At 58.8% G+C, this 20,359-nt stretch carries 17 protein-coding genes and 2 pseudogenes; 5 read left to right on the top strand and 14 right to left on the bottom strand.

The features are described from left to right. Positions 1 to 144: 144 nt before the first annotated feature. Genes fliJ through fliF form a run of 5 tightly spaced genes read right to left on the bottom strand, consistent with a single transcriptional unit; the run spans position 145 to position 5,342 of the window. Entirely contained in the window at positions 145 to 591 is a 447-nt protein-coding gene (gene fliJ / locus JNM42_RS02870) for a flagellar export protein FliJ (protein WP_294265860.1), read from the bottom strand. A gap of 8 nt (positions 592 to 599) precedes the next feature. Next, positions 600 to 2,018, bottom strand: coding sequence for a flagellar protein export ATPase FliI (gene fliI / locus JNM42_RS02865; protein ID WP_294265857.1), 1,419 nt, complete (start codon positions 2,016 to 2,018; stop codon positions 600 to 602). A 13-nt stretch (positions 2,019 to 2,031) separates the two neighbouring features. Further along, positions 2,032 to 2,724, bottom strand: a complete 693-nt coding sequence (locus JNM42_RS02860; RefSeq protein ID WP_294265854.1) for a flagellar assembly protein FliH — start codon at positions 2,722 to 2,724, stop codon at positions 2,032 to 2,034. A gap of 13 nt (positions 2,725 to 2,737) precedes the next feature. Beyond that, a complete protein-coding gene (fliG, locus tag JNM42_RS02855; protein ID WP_294265851.1) occupies positions 2,738 to 3,736 on the bottom strand; it encodes a flagellar motor switch protein FliG in 999 nt (332 codons plus the stop codon). After that, positions 3,726 to 5,342 carry a flagellar basal-body MS-ring/collar protein FliF gene (gene fliF / locus JNM42_RS02850; RefSeq protein WP_294265849.1) on the bottom strand — a complete coding sequence of 539 codons (1,617 nt, stop codon included), beginning with the start codon at positions 5,340 to 5,342 and terminating at the stop codon, positions 3,726 to 3,728. Before fliF ends, fliG begins: the two co-directional genes overlap by 11 nt. 212 nt (positions 5,343 to 5,554) lie before the next feature. Between fliF and JNM42_RS02845 the strand changes: the two genes are divergently transcribed. The 3 genes from JNM42_RS02845 (at position 5,555) to fliE (ending at position 8,516) form a co-directional block, all read left to right on the top strand. Beyond that, positions 5,555 to 6,739, top strand: coding sequence for an ATP-binding protein (locus JNM42_RS02845; protein ID WP_294265847.1), 1,185 nt, complete (start codon positions 5,555 to 5,557; stop codon positions 6,737 to 6,739). 10 nt (positions 6,740 to 6,749) lie between these two features. After that, a complete protein-coding gene (locus JNM42_RS02840; protein WP_294265844.1) occupies positions 6,750 to 8,123 on the top strand; it encodes a sigma-54 dependent transcriptional regulator in 1,374 nt (457 codons plus the stop codon). Between the two features lie 69 nt (positions 8,124 to 8,192). After that, complete coding sequence (fliE, locus tag JNM42_RS02835) at positions 8,193 to 8,516, top strand: flagellar hook-basal body complex protein FliE (RefSeq protein ID WP_294265842.1); 324 nt, start codon at positions 8,193 to 8,195, stop codon at positions 8,514 to 8,516. A 55-nt stretch (positions 8,517 to 8,571) separates the two neighbouring features. On the opposite strand, the gene JNM42_RS02830 is transcribed toward fliE, so the two are convergent. Continuing rightward, the gene (locus JNM42_RS02830; RefSeq protein WP_294265840.1) at positions 8,572 to 9,375 is read right to left on the bottom strand and encodes a flagellar brake protein; all 804 of its coding nucleotides are present in this window, start codon (positions 9,373 to 9,375) and stop codon (positions 8,572 to 8,574) included. A gap of 161 nt (positions 9,376 to 9,536) precedes the next feature. Here JNM42_RS02830 and JNM42_RS02825 point away from each other — a divergent pair. Both JNM42_RS02825 and JNM42_RS02820 read left to right on the top strand, forming a co-directional pair. Then, positions 9,537 to 9,775 (top strand): annotated as a pseudogene (locus JNM42_RS02825) (ISNCY family transposase); the annotation flags it as partial. A 220-nt stretch (positions 9,776 to 9,995) separates the two neighbouring features. Further along, positions 9,996 to 10,761 (top strand): annotated as a pseudogene (locus JNM42_RS02820) (histidinol dehydrogenase); the annotation flags it as partial. A 132-nt stretch (positions 10,762 to 10,893) separates the two neighbouring features. Here JNM42_RS02820 and JNM42_RS02815 read toward each other — a convergent pair. From JNM42_RS02815 to JNM42_RS02780, 8 genes are all read right to left on the bottom strand, one after another. Continuing rightward, on the bottom strand, positions 10,894 to 11,781 hold the full coding sequence (locus JNM42_RS02815) for a cation diffusion facilitator family transporter (RefSeq protein ID WP_294265836.1): 888 nt from the start codon (positions 11,779 to 11,781) through the stop codon (positions 10,894 to 10,896). Further along, entirely contained in the window at positions 11,778 to 12,797 is a 1,020-nt protein-coding gene (locus JNM42_RS02810) for a DUF533 domain-containing protein (RefSeq protein WP_294265833.1), read from the bottom strand. The genes JNM42_RS02815 and JNM42_RS02810 overlap by 4 nt, the downstream gene beginning before the upstream one ends. A 160-nt stretch (positions 12,798 to 12,957) precedes the next feature. Continuing rightward, entirely contained in the window at positions 12,958 to 15,486 is a 2,529-nt protein-coding gene (locus JNM42_RS02805) for a cation-translocating P-type ATPase (protein ID WP_294265830.1), read from the bottom strand. A 269-nt stretch (positions 15,487 to 15,755) separates the two neighbouring features. Continuing rightward, positions 15,756 to 16,505 carry a cytochrome c3 family protein gene (locus JNM42_RS02800; protein WP_294265827.1) on the bottom strand — a complete coding sequence of 250 codons (750 nt, stop codon included), beginning with the start codon at positions 16,503 to 16,505 and terminating at the stop codon, positions 15,756 to 15,758. Next, positions 16,502 to 17,080, bottom strand: a complete 579-nt coding sequence (locus JNM42_RS02795) for a hypothetical protein (protein WP_294265824.1) — start codon at positions 17,078 to 17,080, stop codon at positions 16,502 to 16,504. Before JNM42_RS02795 ends, JNM42_RS02800 begins: the two co-directional genes overlap by 4 nt. Next, positions 17,081 to 18,364 carry a 2Fe-2S iron-sulfur cluster-binding protein gene (locus JNM42_RS02790; RefSeq protein WP_294265821.1) on the bottom strand — a complete coding sequence of 428 codons (1,284 nt, stop codon included), beginning with the start codon at positions 18,362 to 18,364 and terminating at the stop codon, positions 17,081 to 17,083. It lies immediately after the preceding gene. A gap of 102 nt (positions 18,365 to 18,466) precedes the next feature. After that, positions 18,467 to 18,811: a BON domain-containing protein gene (locus JNM42_RS02785; protein WP_294265815.1), complete on the bottom strand. Its 345-nt coding sequence runs from the start codon at positions 18,809 to 18,811 to the stop codon at positions 18,467 to 18,469. Between the two features lie 208 nt (positions 18,812 to 19,019). Then, positions 19,020 to 20,339 (bottom strand): ferric reductase-like transmembrane domain-containing protein, encoded by a 1,320-nt coding sequence (locus tag JNM42_RS02780; protein ID WP_294265812.1) that lies wholly within the window; start codon positions 20,337 to 20,339, stop codon positions 19,020 to 19,022. Positions 20,340 to 20,359 lie beyond the last annotated feature (20 nt).

The raw sequence follows: 20,359 nt of genomic DNA, 5'->3' as shown, positions 1-20,359 counted from the left end.
AGAGCAATCTTTGTGCCATCCAGAAATCCGAAACCTTTTCAAGCCAGAAACACTCAGTGGCTCCGGTCTAGAGAAGCCGATTTCCCGGGATCAAATCCTGAAAAGACAAGGGGAATGAGGATGCTCAGAGTCTCGATAGCGAGATTACTCGGGCTCCTTGTTGTTCTTGCCGCGTGCAGCAAACTCGTCCTGGGTTTTTTGTTCGCGTTTCAGTTCCAGTGCGTTTTCGCTGGCGTAGTGACGTTCTGAAAGTGTATCAAAGGCTTTCAGCTTCTTCCGATGCTGCTGCCAGTGGGTCTGGCCGACGGCTGTGTGCTCCACCTGTAGCTCGACAGTCTTGATCTGAGTTTCGATGGCTTCGTCAAGACGGTTGAGAAACTCCTGATAGTTGTGCCATTCGCGCTGCACCAGTCCGTTCTGCGCTGCCAGACGAAAGCGTGTAGCGTATTCGTCGCGATACTGTTGCAACATTTCGAGTTTGCTTTTCGCATCGCGCTCGCTGGCAATCAGACGCGCGAGGCGATGTGTTGCTTCATCGGCGCGCACTTGCATCAATTCGAGGACGGTCTGCAGCGAGAATTGTTTCGTCATATGCGCAATCAGTGCTGAGTACTGAACAGGGAGTAAAGCTGATCGACGCTGCCCACATAATCGGCTCGTTGGCTCGAGGCTTGCTGCAGAAAGCCTTCAAAAGCGGGGTAGAACTTGATCGCCTGATCGAGTAGCGGGTCGGAGCCGGCAGCGTAGGCGCCGACGCTGATCAGATCGCGAGAGCGCTGATAGCGCGAGTAAAGTTGCTTGAAATGACGGATCTGCTCAAAGTGCTCAGGCTCGATCAGATTGACCATGGCACGCGAGATCGACTGCTCAATATCGATTGCCGGGTAATGGCCGGCATCGGCAAGCGTGCGTGATAGAACTACGTGACCATCGAGGATGGCGCGTGCCGCATCGGCAATCGGATCCTGCTGGTCATCGCCTTCGGCCAGCACCGTATAAAAAGCGGTGATCGAACCCCCGCCATCGGCGCCGTTGCCGGCACGTTCGACCAGTTGCGGAAGCCTCGCAAAAACCGAGGGCGGGTAGCCTCGGGTGACCGGCGGCTCGCCGATGGCCAGTGCAATCTCGCGTTGCGCCATGGCGTAACGGGTAAGCGAATCCATGATCAGCAGGACATGCCGACCCTGATCACGAAAGTGTTCGGCAATTGCTGTGGCATAGGCCGCCCCTTGCAGACGCATCAGTGGGCTGACATCGGCGGGGGCGGCAACGACGACGGATCGGCGCAGTCCTTCCTCGCCGAGAATCTGCTCGATAAATTCCTTGACTTCGCGCCCACGTTCGCCGATCAGACCGACGACGATGACCTCGGCCGAGGTGTAGCGTGCCATCATGCCGAGCAGGATGCTTTTGCCGACTCCGGAACCGGCAAAAAGCCCCATGCGCTGCCCGCGACCAACCGTCAACAGTGCATTGATGGCGCGAACGCCAACGTCCAATGACTGTTCAATTGCCGCGCGTGACATCGGGTTGATTGGGCGGCTATGCAGTGGGCGCAGAGTATCCACAACGAGTGGCCCGTTTCTGTCGAGGGGGCGGCCGGCGCCATCAAGGATGCGGCCGAGCAGCGCGTCACCGACGGGAACCAGCTTGGCACGATCAATAGCGCGTCGTCTGGCCGGCGGGGATTGCCCCATTTTTGGCGGTGGGGTGGGTGTTTCAAGAGCAACAACCCGGGCGCCGGGCGAGAGGCCGTAGACATCCTCCGAGGGCATGAGGAAAAGCCGTTCGCCGTTGAAGCCGACCACCTCGGCTTCGATCGGGGAACCGCCAGCCGGAAGAATCCGGCACGAACTGCCCAGCGGCAGTTTGAGGCCTGAAGCTTCCATGACCAAGCCGTTGATTCGTGTCAGGTGGCCGCTGGGCAGCAGTGGTACGGCCTGGCTGGCGGCTTCGCGGCAGTTGTCGAGAAAGCCGCACCAGCCTGCAATACGCTCGTTACCTGGAATGTCGTTCATGGCCAGCAGAATTTCACGGTTTGTCGCTCAGCCACTCCTGGCTGATGCCGATGGATTCGATCACACGTCGCCAGCGTGTCTCCAGGGTGGCGTCGACTTCACTCGCGCCAAGTTCGACGCGACAGCCGCCGCTGCTCAGTGTGGCGTCTTCGATAATTCGCCAGTTGTTTTGCGTGAGCTGGTCGCCAAGATGGGTACGGATCAACGCCGCATCGTCGGGATGGGCGAAAAGTGCCGGGTGGCCAAGATGTGGATGCAGCGTGGCCACCGCTTCCCTGACCACCGGAAGCAGCAACTCCGGTTTGACGCGCAGGCTCTGGCGCAACATCTGGCTGGCAATTTCCACGGCGGTGGCCAGCAACTGGTCGGCAACCTGTTGATCAAGTTCGCTGAGTGCGAGCTGCAGGCTGGTCATCACGGCATCAATTCTTGCCGCGCTGGCTCGTGCTTCAGCGATACCTTCCGCATGGCCGGCGGTGTATCCCTGCTGGTGGGCATCAATATGCATTCGCTCAATGTCGGCTGCCGTAGGCAAGGCAAGCGATGTGGGTTCGTCCCGATCCGCGTGCTCGGTCGGGCATCCTGCGCTGGTTGGGATGGACGCTGAATGGGACTTATGCGCGGCGGCCTGCTCGGCCTCGTCGAATGCAGCTAGCTCCCAGCGCTGGTAGGCGGTGAGATTCTCCTTGGGGACGAATCCGGTCATGGCCACAACGCGCTCAGACCATTTCCTCGCCACCCGCACCGCCAAGCACGATCTGGCCCTCGTCTGCCAGGCGGCGAACGATCTTGAGGATTTCCTTCTGTTCGCCTTCGACTTCGGAGAGGCGTACCGGGCCACGCGATTCGAGATCTTCACGCAACATTTCAGCCGCACGCTGCGACATGTTCTTGAATATTTTCTCGCGCAACGGCTCGGAAGCGCCCTTCATGGCCAGAATCAGCGAGTCGGACTGAATCTCGCGCAGCAGCAACTGGATACCGCGGTCGTCAAGATCAAGCAGGTTCTCGAAGACGAACATTTCGTCGAGAATTTTCTGCGCCAGTTCGGGGTCATATTCACGGATCGAGTCGACGACTGTGGTTTCATTGGCGGTGCCCATGAAATTAAGAATTTCAGCAACCGCGCGCACACCGCCCATCGCCGATTTCTTGATATTGGCAGAACCCGAGAGCAGGCGCAGCATGACGTCATTCAACTCTTTCAACGCCTCAGGCTGAATGCCTTCAAGCGTAGCGATACGCAATATCACGTCGTTACGCAGGCGTTCGGTAAAGTGGTTTAGAATGTCGCTGGCATGATCATTCTCAAGATGCACGAGAATGGTGGCAATGATCTGCGGGTGTTCATTGCGGATGAGATCGGCAACGGTTGGCGCGTCCATCCACTTGAGGCCTTCGATGCCATTGGTTTCACCACCCTGGAGGATGCGTGAAATCAGGTTCGACGCCTTATCATCGCCCAGCGCTTTGGTCAGTACTGAGCGAACATAGGCGTCGGTATCCACGTGCACAGCGGCGGAGTCGCGGGCCGTCTGGTGGAAATCTGCCAGCACCGCTTCAACGCGGGTGCGCGGTACCGACTTCAGGGCGGCCATGGCATGCCCGAGCTTTTGTACCTCCTTCGGGCCGAGATGCTTGAGCACTTCGGAAGCGAAGTCTTCGCCAAGTGCAATGAGCAGAATGGCGCTTTTTTCTACGCCGTCCTCAACTGGCATTGGAGCCCGTCCAGTCCTTGATGATGTTGGCGACAACCTTCGGATCCTGCTGTGCGAGGTCGCGCGCCTGACCGAGTTTACGTTCCAGAGACTGTGCGCCGGAAGGTGTCTGTTCTTCCCCTTCGTCGGCGACGATGTTGACCTTGCCACCCAGCGAATTGTTAGCCTGCCTTGCCGGGGTTTCAAGAAGGGTCTTGCTCAGCGGGATAACGACCTTGAGCATCAAATAGGCAATGATGGCAGCAATGACACCGTACTTAATAAGGTCCTTGAGCAGGGAGAGAATGTCAGGATCCTTCCACAGCGGAATTCCCGAATCACTACGCTCGATGCTCGTAAATGGCGCGTTGGCCACCGAGACGGTATCGCCACGCTCCTTGTTGAAACCCATGGCCTCCTTGACCAGCTCGTTGATCTGTTTGAGTTCGGTGTCAGCGAGCGGCTTGCTCAGGCCTTTGGCATCCTTGCGGTGATTGAGCACGACAGCGGCCGACAGTCGCTTAATTGTACCGACGGATTGTCTGGTATGCCGGATGGTCTTGTCGACCTCATAATTGATGGTCGAATCCTTGCGCGTACTGATCGGCGAGCCAACGCTGGTGATCGGCGCCTGAACCCCGGCGGCGTCAAGCTGGCCCGGCGGCAAGGCTTGCTGGCCCCGGTTGGCGGCAGCGCCTGGAGCGGGTGGTACAGCCGGCAGCGTCAACGGGGCAATGGCTGGTACCGGCGGCTGGTTGCTTAGCGCGCCCGGAACGCCTTGCGCCGAAGGTATGGCATTTACGGATTCGCTGGTCTGCTGGCTGCGAATGCTGATGTCCGGCGGCGTGGTGTTCGGGCGATGTATTTCGGCTGTCTGCTCACTCTGCGAGAAATCAACATCGGCGGCAACCTGGACACGGACGTTCCCCTGGCCGACGATCGGTGAAAGAATGTCGTCTATCCGCTTGATGGCACTCGCTTCAATTTCCTGAACATAACTGATTTGCGTCGGATCGAGTCCGGCCTCCATCAGTTTGCTTTTCAGTTGCGAGAGCATGGTGCCGTTCTGATCGATGAGTGTGACACTGGACACCGCAAGGTTGGGTACGCTGGCAGCGACCAGATTTTGGATGCCGGCAACCTGCGCCGGCTCCAGCATGCGACCGGGGTACAGGTTGAGCAGGACGGAGGCTGACGGCCGCAAATCTTCACGCACGAAAACGGTTGGCTTGGGGATGGCCAGATGCACGCGCGCCACCTGAACGGCAGCAATCGACTGGATCGTGCGTGACAATTCGCCCTCCAGACCCCGTTGATAATTGACCTGTTCGGCAAACTGGCTGATGCCAAACTTCTGGTTTTCCATCAGCTCGAAACCGACGCCGCCACCCTTCGGCAAGCCCTGCGAAGCAAGGCGCAGACGAACTTCATGTACCCTGCCGCCGGGGATCAGGATGGCGCCGCCACTTTCATTGAAGCGGTAAGGAATGTTCAACTGCTCAAGGGAGGCGATGATGGCGCCGCCATCACGCTCGGAGATGTTGGAGAAAAGAACACGGTAGTCGGCCTGCTTGAGCCAAGTGCTGCCGGCCACGATCAGGGCAATGACGGCGGCGACAGAAACCATCAGCAGAATCTTTTGCTGGTTGCTCAAACGCGCGAGTGTAGAGCGCAGGCGATCTGTCAGATTGTCTGTGCCTGTTGTAGTCTTGGTGTTGGTTCCGATTGCCGCCATGCTTGCGATAAAGTGTGAACTCTGCGATTAATCAAGCAAAAAGCGAAAAGTGCTAAGAAATATTCTACTATTGTAGCTGTTAACTGCACGGGATTTTCCATCGAATGAGTGAAGCGGCTCAAATACCGGCCCCAGAAATGAAGGCGCAGGAATTGCAGCGTGCTTTCGACGTCTTCAATCAGGTATCGCAGGAACTCACTCAGGCGTACGAAGGGCTGCAAGCCCGCGTTGAATCGCTGACCGCCGAGCTGGCCGTTGCCAACGGCGAGTTGCGTCGGCAATACCAGGAGAAACAAGCGCTATCCGAACGCCTTTCCCTGTTGCTTAACGCCTTGCCGGCGGGCGTGGTGGTTCTCGACAGCGCAGCGACGGTCAGCGAAGCCAATCCCGTTGCCAGTCAAATGCTTGGCGCAACAATCATCGGCAGCGACTGGCCGACACTGGCACTGGCGAAGCTTGCCGCTACCGATTCCCCGGACGAGTGGCAGCTTGCAGCACAGCGAGTTTCAATTGCCGAAAGCCCGCTTGATTCGGCGGGTGGACGCCTGCTGCTGATTCACGATATTACGGTCGCGCACGAACTCAAGGCCAACCTCGAGCGCAACCAGCGACTGGCGGCGATGGGCGAGATGGCCGCGTCACTGGCGCACCAGTTGCGAACGCCCCTGGCGACGGCCTTGCTCTATAGTTCCAACCTGACCCAGCCGGAACTTTCCGACGCGGCGCGTACGCGCTTTGCCGGCAAGGCGAGCGAGCAACTCAAGCGCCTTGAGCGGCTGATTCAGGACGTTCTGCTTTTCGCGCGCGGCGAGAGCATTGGCCGAGATGTCATCCCTGCCGCATCGCTGATTGCAGATGCCGCACAGATAATGGAACCCCTGTGCCGCGAAAAAGGGATCTGTTTCACCGTCAGTTCCGAGGTGGGCGACTCTATTGTTACCGGCAGTCGCAAGGCGCTGGGTGGTGCGTTGTTGAATCTGCTGGAAAACGCACTGCAGGCCTGTGACGGGCGAACTGAACGCAGCGCAGAGGTCAGATTAAGCGCGGTCATCGCTGCGCGGAACCTGCGGGTCAGCGTGCGCGATACCGGCGGGGGTATCGAGCCGGAAGCACAGGCCAGGATTTTCGAGCCCTTCTTTACTACCCGGGGGCAGGGTACAGGCCTCGGTCTGGCGATTGCGCTCGGTGTTGTGCGCGCTCACGGCGGCACCATTGAAGTCAGTTCAATGCCGGGCGAGGGCTCGGAGTTCGTAGTCCTTCTGCCTTGTGCGGTGGCGAACAAACATTAACTGGAAAATAATGGCTCAGGGATTACCGATACTGGTTGTCGAAGACGACCCCAATTTGCGCGAAGCGGTGTGCGATACGCTCGAACTTGCCGGGCAGTCGGTCGTTTCCGCGCCGGGAGGCGAGGAGGCACTGAAACTGCTCGATGCGCAGGCCGTGTCGCTGGTGGTGAGCGATGTGCGAATGATGCCGATCGATGGCATTACGCTGCTCAAGGAGATTCGCAGCCGTTATCCACATCTCCCGGTAGTGCTGATGACCGCTTTCGCCGATGTCGATCGGGCGGTCGAAGCCATGCGTTCCGGCGCCTGTGACTTCCTGCTCAAGCCTTTCGAACCGAAGGCGCTGCTCGAACACGTGACCCGCTACCGTTTGCCCGAAGCCATGGACGATGACCGGGTAGTCGCCAACGATCTGGTCAGCCGCAATCTCTTTGCCCTGGCGGCGCGTGTCGCGCAGACCGACACCACCGTTTTGTTGACCGGGGAAAGCGGAGTCGGCAAGGAAGTTGTTGCCCGCTACATTCACAAGCATTCGGCACGTCGATCCGGGCCCTTTATTGCCATCAACTGTGCGGCCATTCCTGACAGTCTGCTGGAAGCGACTCTTTTCGGCTACGAAAAAGGTGCCTTTACCGGCGCACAGCAGGCGCAGGCCGGAAAGTTCGAGCAGGCGCAAAACGGAACGCTATTGCTTGATGAAGTGACCGAAATGCCGCTCGGGCTGCAAGCCAAGCTGCTACGTGTTCTTCAGGAGCGCGAGGTTGAGCGGGTGGGCGGCAAGAAGCCGGTTGCGCTCGACATTCGCATTATCGCGACGTCCAATCGAGACATGGCCGAGGCCGTGGCCAAGGGGGTTTTGCGCGAAGACGTCTATTATCGGCTCAATGTTTTTCCCTTGTTGATTCCGGCCTTGCGCCAGCGCCGCGAAGACATTGTCCCGATGGCGCGGCATTTTCTGGCGGAGCATGGCGCTCGGTCCAGGCGATCCGGGCTGTGGCTGGCGCCCTCAGCCGAGGACGCCTTGCTCAAACATGCGTGGCCGGGAAACGTGCGCGAGCTGGAAAATGTCATGCAGCGTGCCGTAATTTTTGCCCCGTCAGAAATCGTCGAAGCCGATGCGCTGCATCTTTCCGCGACGGCATTTTCGAATGACGGGGTAAAACAGGGCGCTATAGCTGAGGCTTTGGCAACGGTCTCTTCGGCGCTACTGTCTGATGGGCAAAAAACCGATAACATGAGGGATTTGGAGCGTGAGCATATTCTGGAAACGCTGGCTTTGCTCGGCGGCTCACGGAAACTTGCTGGCGAGCGTCTGGGAATGTCGGAACGAACCTTGCGTTACAAACTCAAACAATACCGTGACGCCGGTTTGTTCGACGAGTGATCGACTAGGCGCCAAGCCATCAGGCGCGCTTTTTGCATAGGACAGTAAGACCAGTATTTGGAGAAGCAAATGGAAACCCAGGGCATAGATCAGATGTTAAGCGTTTTGCGGGCGACGGCAGCACAGGCCGGTGGCCGTGTAGCCGAGGCACAGAGCGCACCGGCGGGTGGGGCGGATTTTGCGCAGATCCTTAAGAATTCGATTGATCAGGTCAATCAGACGCAGCAGCAGGCGGAAGGGATGGCGGCAAATTTTGCCGCCGGAGACGGCAATGCCAATCTGCACGAGGTCATGATTTCCCTGCAGAAGGCCAACATTTCTTTTCAGGAAATGGTGCAGGTACGTAACAAGCTCGTTTCTGCCTACCACGACGTAATGAACATGCAGGTTTAAAGCGTCTTCTCCGGATGTGCGTGATCAACGGCGCCCGTGCGGCGCCCTTGTTGCATCAGTTCATACCGGTCACGCGTGCCTTGCGTTCGCGCTCGACGCGAGTGATGTAACGCTGAACCATGGTCAGTCGGGGAGCGGGCAATCCCACGAATTCGCAGCCGACGCGAGCAAAGTGCGACCCGCCGCGTGTGGTGACGTCAAACAGGTTGCGAACGCACAGCGTCGCCACCAGCAAACCCTCGTCAGGCAACATCAATTTGCACTCGTGCAGCGTATCGCCGCGCTGGAAAAGTCGGGCCTGATCGAGCGTTGCCATCAAGCCAACACCACCACCGCTGATATCCGTCAGCGGCAGTTCGATTTGCATCACGCTATCGTCGGCGCGCCTGACCGTGGCCTTGAGTTTGACCGGGTTGGCGATCGGTGTGGACAGCCGATAAAACTCGCGGCGCTGCAAGCGGAGCACTGTATCAGGCACGGTAGCGAGAAATGCGGCACGCCCCTCACTCGTTGTTGACGACAACTTGTTCAGACTGAATTGAACCTTCACCTTGTCGATAAGGGACGTGAAAATCAGCCTTTCAGCCAGCAGCGCCCTGCGGTTCATCTCTTCATCGCTGCCAATATCGAGGACAAACTCGTGATTGTCTGCGCTCAGGCCGATGATCGACGTGAGCAGGAAAGAATGACCCTGGTCGAAATGGACCGTGATCATCGCTCCCTTCTTTAACAGGGCGCGGAGCACAGCAAGGATTTCCGCCTTCGAGTGCAGCAAAAACTGGCTGTAGACGTCGGATTGATCGAGTTCGAATTGAGGAGGGGAATGCTCTGAATCGACCTGAGCTTCGCTTTCTTCCATTGTTTTTCCTGATAGCGGGCGTGGCAATGAGTTTAAAGCATATTCCGCTCATGAGAAAATATGACTTGATCACTGTGTTAGCCCCAAGTAGAAATGTCCGCAGGTGGCTTGACTCACCCCTGTTAAAACTGACGGTGGATATTTTCAAGATGGACAAGCGCATGAGTCAAAAGGAAGTGAAACGTGCCCAGGTATTGGATCTTCTGAAAAGAAGCAAGATCAGCCGGCAAGAAGCATCGAACCGGAAGGGTGTCGGCGCCCGTCAAGTGAAGCGGCTGGCGGAGTGTTATCCCGCGGAAGGGATAGGCGGATTGGTCAGCAAGAAGCAGGCAGAGCCTCAAACCGAGTGCTGGATCAAACTCTGTGCGCCACAGCAGTTCAGCTGATTGGAGCCCACTATTGCGGGCGACCCGCTTGTCCATGCAGAGGTACCGCGTGTCCGGTTGCGCCACGCCCAGATCCTCGTCAAGTTGCAGCCCACTCCAAAACTCCCGCGCTAACCAGCTGGAACCCCATTGCCATGGCCGCTCCAGCCGCAATGGGTCCAGGCGCACTTGGACTACCGCACAGTCTAACTCCGGCGCTGGTCGGTCTTCCGGGAAAATCGCTATTTGCCTGGTGTCGCAGCCGCTGCCTTCAAGTACGTCGATCGTTTTGCACCAGGCGGCGCGCTGCGCGTCGTTGATCTCGCCCAGGTACAGCACGTGCCGTTACACGATGCCCCCGCCCTTGCGTCGGCAGTTCTCGACGACGCTCCAATCAAGATCGTCGGCCCCGGCAATGCTTACGTTGCCGCTGCCAAGCGTCGCGTGTTTGGCGTGGCCGGTATCGACATGGTCGCCGGGGATGGATCTCTTCTCGCAGGCCGAGCACGACGAACTGGCGCAGTCGATTCTGCTCTGTCCCGACGCGGACTACATCGAGCGCGTTGCCCGGTCCATCGAAAAACAGCTTCCGGGCATGCCGCGCCGGGACGTGATTCGCGTTTCGCTGGAAAATCACGGCGCATTGATCGAGGTACGCGATCTCGACGAAGCCTGCGCCATCGCCAACCGCATCGCGCCGGAGCACCTTGAGCTTTCCCTGGCCGATGCCGGGGACTGGGTGGAGAAGATCGACCACGCCGGCGCCATCTTCATCGGTCCGTATACTTCAGGATCGCTTGGCGACTACTGCGCCGGGCCGAACCACGTGTTGCCAACCTCGGGCAGCGCACGCTTTTCATCGCCGCTCGGTGTTTATGACTTTCAGAAGCGTAGCAGCCTGATCCGCATTTCAGCGGCGGCAGCGAAGACGCTGGGGCGCATCGCGTCAACGCTGGCCAGAGGCGAAGGCTTGCCGGCGCAAGCCCGCTCTGCCGAGTATCGGGTCGGGGCTGACACATAACAGGGGAACGAAAAAGCGAACCACCAAGAAACCAAGGGCGCAAAGATTCACCCAGAAAAACCAGATGGTTTACTTGGTACTCCTTGCTACCCTTGGTGGCTTGTTGGTAAAGCAGTAGAGTTTGGCTGACGGCTAACCCGGTTCTTCCTTCGGCTCGAGGTGGGTCGTGATATCCGCATGCTGTATCGCGTTACGGATATCGACCTCGATACGCTCCGCCCAGTCGTGGCCGTATTGCACCGACCAGTCTCCAGGCACCAGAACGTGCAGCGTGACGAAGGCGCGGCTGCCGGCCTGACGGGTGCGCAAGGCCTTGAAATCCAACCCCTGCGCGCGGTATCCGGCGAGCAGCGTCTCGATCAGCGCGAGCTTTTCCGCGGGCAAGGAGACATCCATCAGACCGGCGGCCGAACGGCTCATCAACTGAAACCCGGTCCACACGATATTCGCCGCCACCAGCAGGGCAATCGCCGCATCGAGCCAGAGCCAGCCGGTCATCCACACGAGTCCGACGCCGCCAATGACACCCGCCGACGTCCACACATCGGTCATCAGGTGATGCGCATCGGCTTCCAGCGTGATCGAATTGTGTTCCTTGCCGACGCGCAACAAGATTCGCGCGGTGGCGAAATTGATTACCGAGGCGAGCACCGAGACCATCAAGCCCAGCCCCACGGCTTCGAGTGGCTGCGGAGCCAACAGGCGCCCGATGGCGGTGTAGCCAATGCTGACCGCCGCCAGGAGGATCAGGAAGCCCTCGAAAGCGCTGGAGAAATACTCGGCCTTGCCATGTCCGTGGGCGTGATCGTCGTCCGCCGGGAGCGCCGCCAGCGTCAGCATCCACAGCGCCATCATCGCCCCGGCGAGATTGACCAGGGATTCGATGGCGTCCGAAAGCAACCCGACCGAACCGGTCATCTGCCACGCCACGCCCTTGAGCGTGATGGTGGCAACGGCCGCCGCGATGGACAGCCAGGCGTAGCGCGTCAGCGATGGGGGCTGTGTGCTGGCAGTATTCATGCGGCGCGTACCATGGCCATGATCTGGGATGCATCCAGGCCAACGGCTTTTTGCTGGATCTGCGGCAGATAGCGGGTCTGCATTTCCTTGGCCGGGCCGAGCAGATTCTGGAAGCTGTCCTTGAGCAGGGCACTGCTCATCTGCCTTCCCCCGGCGTAATAGCGCTTGGCGACCTGTCCCAGCGCGTAGGTTGAGGCAAAGGAAAAGGCCATGCCGGTGGCCGACTGTCCGAGCTGTTTTCCCAGTCCCCCCGCCACTTTCCCGAATAGTCCGCCCAGCAGTTTGCGCCCGAACTGTTCCAGATACTGCGAGGTCAAGCCGACGCCGAGCGTAGCCAGAAACTCGCGGATGTGCCCCTGGTCGAGTTCGTAGCCGTGCACCTTGCCGATGCCATAGACCATCTTGATCTGTAACGGGATGATGGCCATCGACGCCCACGATTGCGGCAGCAATTCGAGCGCGCCATTAAGGATCGCGTAGTTGAGGACGCTCTTGTCAATCTCGGGCTCAGGGATTCTGGGCGTCACCGCTACGAGCGGGCTAGGAACCGAGCAGGCCGTGGCCGCTGCGCTTGCCGCCGCCGAAGCGGCCACGGTTTTTTCAATAATCGCCGCAGAGGGCGGGGCGGCATCGTCGGCCAGTCCGGCTATAACCTCGGCCTGATGGTTGGCCTGCTCGGTGACGCTGCTTTCAAGATTGAGGGCAGCCGCGAGTGCAGCCAGGAATTTTTTCTCCGTTGCCGTCATGCGAGCGTCGGCATCGCAGATACAGACGGCCATTTCGTAAGCCAGTTGGCGGTGCCCCGGGTCAACCAGGGTGGCCGCCGCGTCCTTCAGGCTGGCCTGCTTGAAGATGACTTTCTGGTAGATGGCCGGCAGATTGGCCGCCCCTGGTTCGCCGCCGAGCGATTCGGCCAGTCGGCGAATCTGTTCGCGCTCGCGGTCATCGTTGGTGCCGTCGGCAAAAGCGGCGAGGAGGGCAAGGGTCAGGATGGCCTGTTGCTGATCGGTATTCATGAGGGCTTTCTTGAGGTAGGCAAAATCAAAGGGGTTTTAACTGGATAACGTGTGAGGTCGATAGCAGAAACGCTAGGTACCGCTATCGGTTCCGAATGGACGGTGCCAGCGACGAGAGCACCAGCAGTAAAAACCTCGGAATTGATTAGTCATATTCATGTCATTGAGGGATTACAAGTGTAGTGAGTGCTCTTCTGGCAATCTTTCGCTCCGACTGCTTCGCTGCCTCGAACAACAGCATCATGCCGGCACCGACGATGAAGGCGAGCAGCCCTTGCTGCAGGGAGGGAGGACTGAAGGTAAACGCAGCCGCAATGGCCGGGACGCCGGTTATAAGTGCCAGGCCCGTCAAAGTTCCGCCAAGCACCCACGCGGTGACTGGCGTCAGTCCTGTGAACATTTGCAGCCACCCCGAATCCGGGGAGCGGCTAGGAAAGATGAGCGCAGCATTGGCCGTGACCAGAACGATGAAGGCCAGCGCCCGCGCTTGTTCGGTCGGGGTGCCTGCCGAGATGACCGCCACATAGAAGGTAACGACAGCCAGCGTGACCAGCGTCCCCTGCACCAGGCTCAGGACAAGCTGCCGGGTCGACAGAAGATGCTCGGTGGTCGAGCGTGGTGGCTGCTCCATCAGGTGCGGGCTACCGGCCTCGGCTTCGAAAACGATGGAGCACGCTGGGTCAATGACCAGCTCAAGGAAGGCGATGTGAATCGGTGCCAATATCAGGGGCATCCCGAACAACACGGGCAAAATGGACAGCCCGATGATCGGGATATGCACCGCCAGCGTATAGATCATCGCCTGGCGCAGGTTGGCAAAGATACGCCGCCCAAGCCGAACGGCAGAAACGATGGCAGTGAAATCGTCCTCAAGCAGCACCAGTGAAGCCGCCTCGCGGGCGACGTCGGTGCCCCGCTTGCCCATGGCAATACCAATGTGCGCGGCCTTGAGGGCTGGCGCATCGTTGACGCCATCGCCGGTCATGGCTACGACTTCGCCGTTGGCCTTCAGCGCCTCGACGATATCCAGCTTCTGCTGCGGGGTAACGCGGGCAAAGACATTCACCGAAGCGATGCGTTGCGCCAGTTTGCTTGCATCCAACCCTTCCAGACCGGCGCCGGTCAGTACCTCACTGCCGTCTATTCCAGCGCTGGCAGCAATGGCGCGCGCGGTACTTGGATGGTCGCCGGTGATCATGACGACACGGATGCCGGCGTGCAGGCATTCGGCAACCGCGCCTGGCACCTCCGCGCGCAACGGATCGGCCAGCCCGATCAGGCCAACAAACCTGAAGTCGAAATCGTGCTGGATATCGGGAAGATTTTCCTTTATGACATGTTTTGCCTTGGCCACCCCCAGCACGCGCAACCCGCGATCGGCCATGGCTTCTGCTTCCTGGCTCATGCGCCTGCGTTCTTCCTCAGGCAAATGGCATAGATCGGCAATGGCTTCCGGGGCCCCCTTGGTCGCGACGACATCGTGATTACCGGAGCCCTTCTTCCACAGGTGGGACATGGCGAGAAGCTCTGGCGATAGCTCGTACTCCTTTTCCAGCGACCAGTCCGGATGAAGATGTTCCGTGTTGGCCAGCAATTCTCCGGCAAAGCGATGAAAGGCCTGCTCCATCGGATCGTGGGGATCGGTTTCGCTGGACAGGACGGCATACTCGATCAACTCGTGATAGGGCTCGGGCAGATCGCCTCCGCCGGGCTCGTCGGTAGCGAGAAACTTGCCACCGACCGACAGGGCGGCTACGGCCATGCGGTTTTGGGTCAGCGTTCCGGTCTTGTCCACGCACAGTACGGTTGTTTCGCCAAGGGTTTCGATGGCATTGAGGCGTCGCGTCAATACCTTCTGGCGGGCGATGCGGCGCGCACCAAAGGCCAGGAAGATGATCATGATGACCGGGAACTCCTGAGGCAAAATGCCCATGGCCAGCGTGATACCAGCAAGCAGCGCATCGAGCCAGTTGCCGCGCAAGCTCCAGTAGAGTAGCGCCAAGGCAAGGCACAAACCGATACCAATCAGCGCCAGACGCTTGGTCAGCCGGCCGATTTCATCGCGTAGTGGCGAGCTCTCGATGGCGATGGCTTGCAACGATTTTCCGATACGTCCCAACTCGGTTGCTTGACCGGTGGTGCTTACCTGCATCAGCCCCTGACCACGAACCACCAGCGTCCCGGCGAACACTTGGCCGTTATCGGAAAACTTCGCAACCGCCACGGATTCCCCGGTCAGCATCGACTCGTCGGCGGCCAGTTCATGCGCCTGCAACACCTTGCCATCGGCCGGGATACGGTCACCCTCAGCCAAAACAAGTACGTCCTCGCGCACGACCTCGCGCCCGGCAATGCGAGTCTGCACGCCATCACGGATCACCAGAGCTCGTGGGCTGGAGAGATCGCGCAAGGCTTCCAGGGCGTTTTCGGTACGCCGCTCCTGGAGGATAGTGACGAGCATGATGATCCCCACAAAACCGAGCAGAATCAGTGCTTCGTGCGCATCGCCCATGGCCAGATAGATGGCTCCGGCACCGAGAAGCAGCAGGAACATTGGCTCGCGCGCTACCTCACCGGCGATGGACAACAGGGAGCGTCGCTGATCCGTGCCCAGTTCATTCGAACCTTCTTCGGCCAAACGGGCAGCGGCGGCTTCCTGGCTCAGGCCTTGGGGAAAATCTGTCGGCATGATTATTTATAAGTGATGAGGGTGAGTAACATTAATGAATATCGACATGAACGAGCCTGGAAATGAATAATCACAATTGCATACAGGCACACAAGCTCGTGCTTGACAATCAGTCATCCATGCGAGCCCATGACACGGCTTTCTTCAGTTAAATTGGTTGTACACCCCTTGCTCATGAGCTGTTCAGCAATACGTGCTGGAAATAAAGTTTCGTAACCCATTCTGCCACCTTCCTCTTCAGCATGCTGATCGAATCAGGCTAAGCCCGCTCAATCGTCGCCATCGCGGTTTTTCTTCACGCGCTTGCTTTCACCTTCTCCGCCCTCGCGACGGATGTCATGCTCGTTGGCACTGCGGTGGCATTCAACGCAATTGCTGAAATTGCGGATATTTTCTTCGACGTGCTTGCGGCGAATATTTTCTGCCGTGTGCTCGTGGCAGCCGTAACAGGTGTAGCTGCTGTAATCGTTGCGCACATGGCAGGTGACGCAGCCCTTGTTGTGGTCGCGGTCGAGCTGGAAATACTTGTCGTGGTCGAAGGTCGCCGGTTTCCATTTGTCCTGGCTGTGGCACTGCTTGCAGTTGCCGGTAATCTGCTTGTGCAGCGGGTCGACAGGTGCCTTGTGGCAATCCTGGCAGATTTCACGCGTCTCCTTCTTCAGCAAGTCATGGTTGAAATGTCCTTGCGGCCGGAAGCGTTTGACGCCGGCATGATCGCTATGACACGCCACGCAATCCTCGCTGACCAGCTTCTGGTGGAACGGCGTCGAGGTCAGCGGTTTGACGATGGGCAGGCCCGTCGTGGTCAGGCGACCAATTTCCCCCGGCTTGTGGCAGGTGACGCAGCGCGCCGATTGCGCACCGGTCAGCGGGGCATGGCAGGCAAAACAGTCGGTTTCCAGTGACTTGTGGCCGGGGATCAGCTTGCCCGGCCCGACCATCAGATTGGGGTAGACGAAAACCAGAACCGTTAAGGCAATCAGGTTGACGGCCAGAATGATCTTGACGATTCGGCTCATATCCAGCCCCAGAACAAAATGATGCTGATGATGTGGCCGAGCGCCAGCACCGCGAAAACGATGAAAATCGGGATATGTACTTTTCGCCACTTGGCCATGGCGTCGAACGTCACCGCATCCCAGAACAAGGCTTTTTCCACCTCCGGCTGCGACAGGCCGCGCAACTGAAAGTGCTCGCGCTGGCCCTGCAAATGGCGGCGCGAGCGACTCAGCAGCAGTTTCCCGACCATGCCGCTGATCACATTGACGCCCATGGCGATGGTCGCCAGCCAGGGCAGGATGGCGTTGAAATGGATGCCGGCATGGATCAGCACCATCACCGAGCCCAGCCAGGCGCCGATCTCATGCAGGGTGAGCAGCGTTTTCGGATTGCCACTGCTGATGTATTTGCGTTTGCGCAGCGAGTAGACCAGCGAGAGGATGATCAGGATCGTTCCGGGAATGCCCAGATAACGGCCGACCCAGACCAGATTCAGCCGGTGCAGAAGAAAGTCGCCGGCCAGGGTGGCTAACGCCAGCAAGCCCATCAGCGCGGTGAAGGGCAGAATCTGCTCCCGCCAGAGCGATTTTTCCATCTAGGCCTCCAGGGTCAGGCTGGTCTTGGGCGTGCACACACAGAGCAGGCAGGTGCCCGGCTCGGGGTCGAAATCCGGAGACTGATGGTAGCTCACCTCGCCGGAGAGAATCGTCGTCTGGCAACTGCCGCAGCCCCCGGCCCGGCATCCGGAATTGACGGCGATACCACCATTCTCGGCAAAGTCGAGCAGGTTGCTGCTGGCGGTTGGCCAGGCCAGCTTTTTGCCCGACTGGGCAAAGGTCACGATGATGTCGCCCGTCATGGCGTCACCGCACGCCGCTGCCACCGCTGTCACCGCATTCCGCCGTTTGATCGAAGCCGGGCCGAAGGCCTCGAAGTGAATATGCGAATCGCGCACGCCCCAATTCTCCAGCGCCGGTACCAAGCTTTCCATCATCGGCGAAGGCCCGCAAATGTAAAAGTGATAAGACTTGATCGGTAGTTGCATGCGCAGGAGGCTTACATCGACGCGGCCACGGTGCTGATAATCGCGCCCAGCCATATCCTCCGCCTGCGGGTTGCTGAAGCACACGTGCAAATGAAAGTTCGGATGCAGCGCCGCCAGCGCTTCGAGATGGGATTTCATCACCAGCTCGCGGCCATGGCGCACACCGTAAAACAGCCAGACTTCACGCCCTTTCTGTTCAGCCAGACTCCAGTTCAGCATGCTCAGCATCGGCGTAATGCCGATGCCGCAGCCGATCAGTACCACCGGCGCTTCGCTGCGCTCGATATGGAAATGCCCGGAGGGTGCGCGCACCTGCAGCAGGTTGCCGACTTCGATGTGATCGTGAAAATGATTGGATGACCGACCGGGCGGGAGATCGATGCCTGCGCTGCCGGCGGGCGAAGGCACGCGCTTGATCGAGACGCGGTAACCATCGGGACGCGGGGCATCCGAAAGTGAATAGCAGCGAACGATCTGTTCGCTGCCGCCAGCACTCGTCGGTACATCAAGGCGGAAGGTCAGAAACTGCCCGGGCAGGAAAGACGGGAGCGGCTTTCCGTCTTCCGGAACGAGGTAAAACGAGCAGACCGATTGCATGGCGTCTTCGATGGTCTTGCGCTCGACACGGAAGGTTCGGAAGCCAGTCCAGGCGGCAACGGCAGTTTCCTCGCTGGCCGGAAGTACTGCTTGCGGCACCGGCAAATCCAGATCGGCCGCAACGCTGCGCAAGGCCTGATAACCTGCCCAGTGGCGCCAGAAGACGATGCCCAGATAGAGCGCCAGTTGCAGGACGATTCCCAGAGCGATCCAGAGCGACAGATAGAGTGATGTCATGTGACTATGAGCCAGGTGCGCCAATGATCGAGGAGAAGTCACCCATTGCCATTGGAACGCTGGAGCATTTGCCGGACTTGAGCGATAACACCTCGTTAAGCTTTATTTTTTGATTCCAAGTTCATCGTGGATGGTATGAACGCCTGGGATACTGCGGACTAATTTAATGGACTGGTCGATCTGGCTCTGGTTGTCGACCAAGCCAGTGAGCCTGACATCTCCCTTGAGCGTTGCAACAGCAATATTAAAGCGTTTGAGGTTTGCATCCTGTAGCAGTGCCGTCTTGACCCGGGTGCTCACCTCGCTGTCGCTAATATCGGCTCCCACCTTGGTGCTAGGCGGTGCTGTAGCTATCGCCTCCTGAGGTTTATTGCAGCCGGTGGATAACATCGTCATCACACCTGCAAGTGTTGATGCCAAAACAATTACTCCGGCGCGCGTTCTCATTAGATAAATCCTCATGCTGGCAGTCATCAAAAGATGACCAAGTTATTAAATTCCGCCAATTCACTCTTAAAGTATGTGCGCTGGCGAACAGTTCTCCTGCCTGGGTATGACTAATAGTTTGAATTGATCCGGTGTTGCGGATTTCAGCTCTAAAGAATTGAACAAAAACACTCAGGCATAGCCTGGGCTAAAATTAATTCCTGGCTTTCTAACGCATCTCAAAGGCCTCCTGATGGAAACGCAAACGTCCATTCCAGGAATCCTTCAAACCTTTTTTCAGCGCGTCGGCGAGTCCGCTCGGCCCGCAGAACCAGACGTCGGCCTTTTTCTTCTGTCCCTCGGCCAGCTTGAGCGCATCGGCGGTCAAAACGTCACCATGCTTTGCGCTGTGAATGTTCAGGCGAATTCCGGGTAGCGCGGCGCACAGCGTTTGCAGGCGGCCGACGAAGGGGTCGGACTCGTGGTTGCGCGTGCAATAGTGCAGGTCGGCTTCGCGCGTTTCTTCCGGGCGCGCTTGCAGAGATTCCAGCCAGGCCAGGAAAGGCGTTACGCCAATTCCGCCGGCCACCCAGATCTGGCGGCTGTCCGGTTTGCTGCGGGCAAGCTGGAAGCGGCCGTAAGGGCCTTCGATCCTGACCGTCTGCCCGGTCTTGACCCGCTGCGCAAGCTTATTCGTGAAATCACCCAGCGCCTTGATGAAAAAGGTGATCGTCCTCTCGCCGCGATCGGCGCTGGCGATGGTGAAGGGATGCGCGCCCTCGATCCAGTCAAAGGTGATGAAGGCAAACTGTCCGGGGCGATGGGCTTGCCACTGTTCGTCAAGCTGGCAGGTGACTTCGGTCACGTCGCCATCGCTGTTGACCGCAACAACCAAACCATTCACCTGACGGCGCCGCCCGATCATCCCGGCCAGTGACATGACGCTGGCGACTACGCCTACGGCAAGACAGGCGGCCATCAGCATACCCACCGGTTGCGCCCAGTATGTCAGAGGCGCCAGCAAGGCCGCGTGCAGGGCCAACATCAGATAGAGTACCGGCATGACCCGATGCAGGTGACGCCACAGGTGGTAGGGGAATCGCCGCCACAGGGTGACGGCAAGCATGGCCAACATCGCGTACAGCGCCGGTTCGCCCATGTCATCGCCTAGTTCGCGCAACACTTCGAGCAAACCGTCATATTTTATTTTCGGCAGACGTCCTTCGACTCCGATGAGCGGTTTGAGGATGTCGCTGGAGAGCTTGAGCAGCCAGTGACTGGCGCCAAAGCCGATAGCCAGGATTCCCGACCATTTGTGCAGGCGGTAAATGCGGTCGAGGCCACCGAGCGGTTTTTCGAGCCAGGCCGGACGCGTGGCGAGCACCATGGAGAGCGACATCAGGGCAATCGACAGCAGGCCCGTCAGATACATTCCCTCTTGGCGAACGATCCACAGGATGTGGCTGTCGGGTGGGAAGCTGGAGGTGGCCAGATCAAGGCCCCAGGTGGCGGATATTATCGCCAGCAGTATGAATAATATACTTTTCATGGAGTATTCTTATTGAATAT

The sequence above is a fragment of the Propionivibrio sp. genome (assembly GCF_016790145.1).
In the GTDB taxonomy this organism is placed as follows: domain Bacteria; phylum Pseudomonadota; class Gammaproteobacteria; order Burkholderiales; family Rhodocyclaceae; genus Propionivibrio.
Note: the sequence above shows the minus strand (reverse complement) of the source record. Positions and strands in the feature narration are given on the sequence as shown.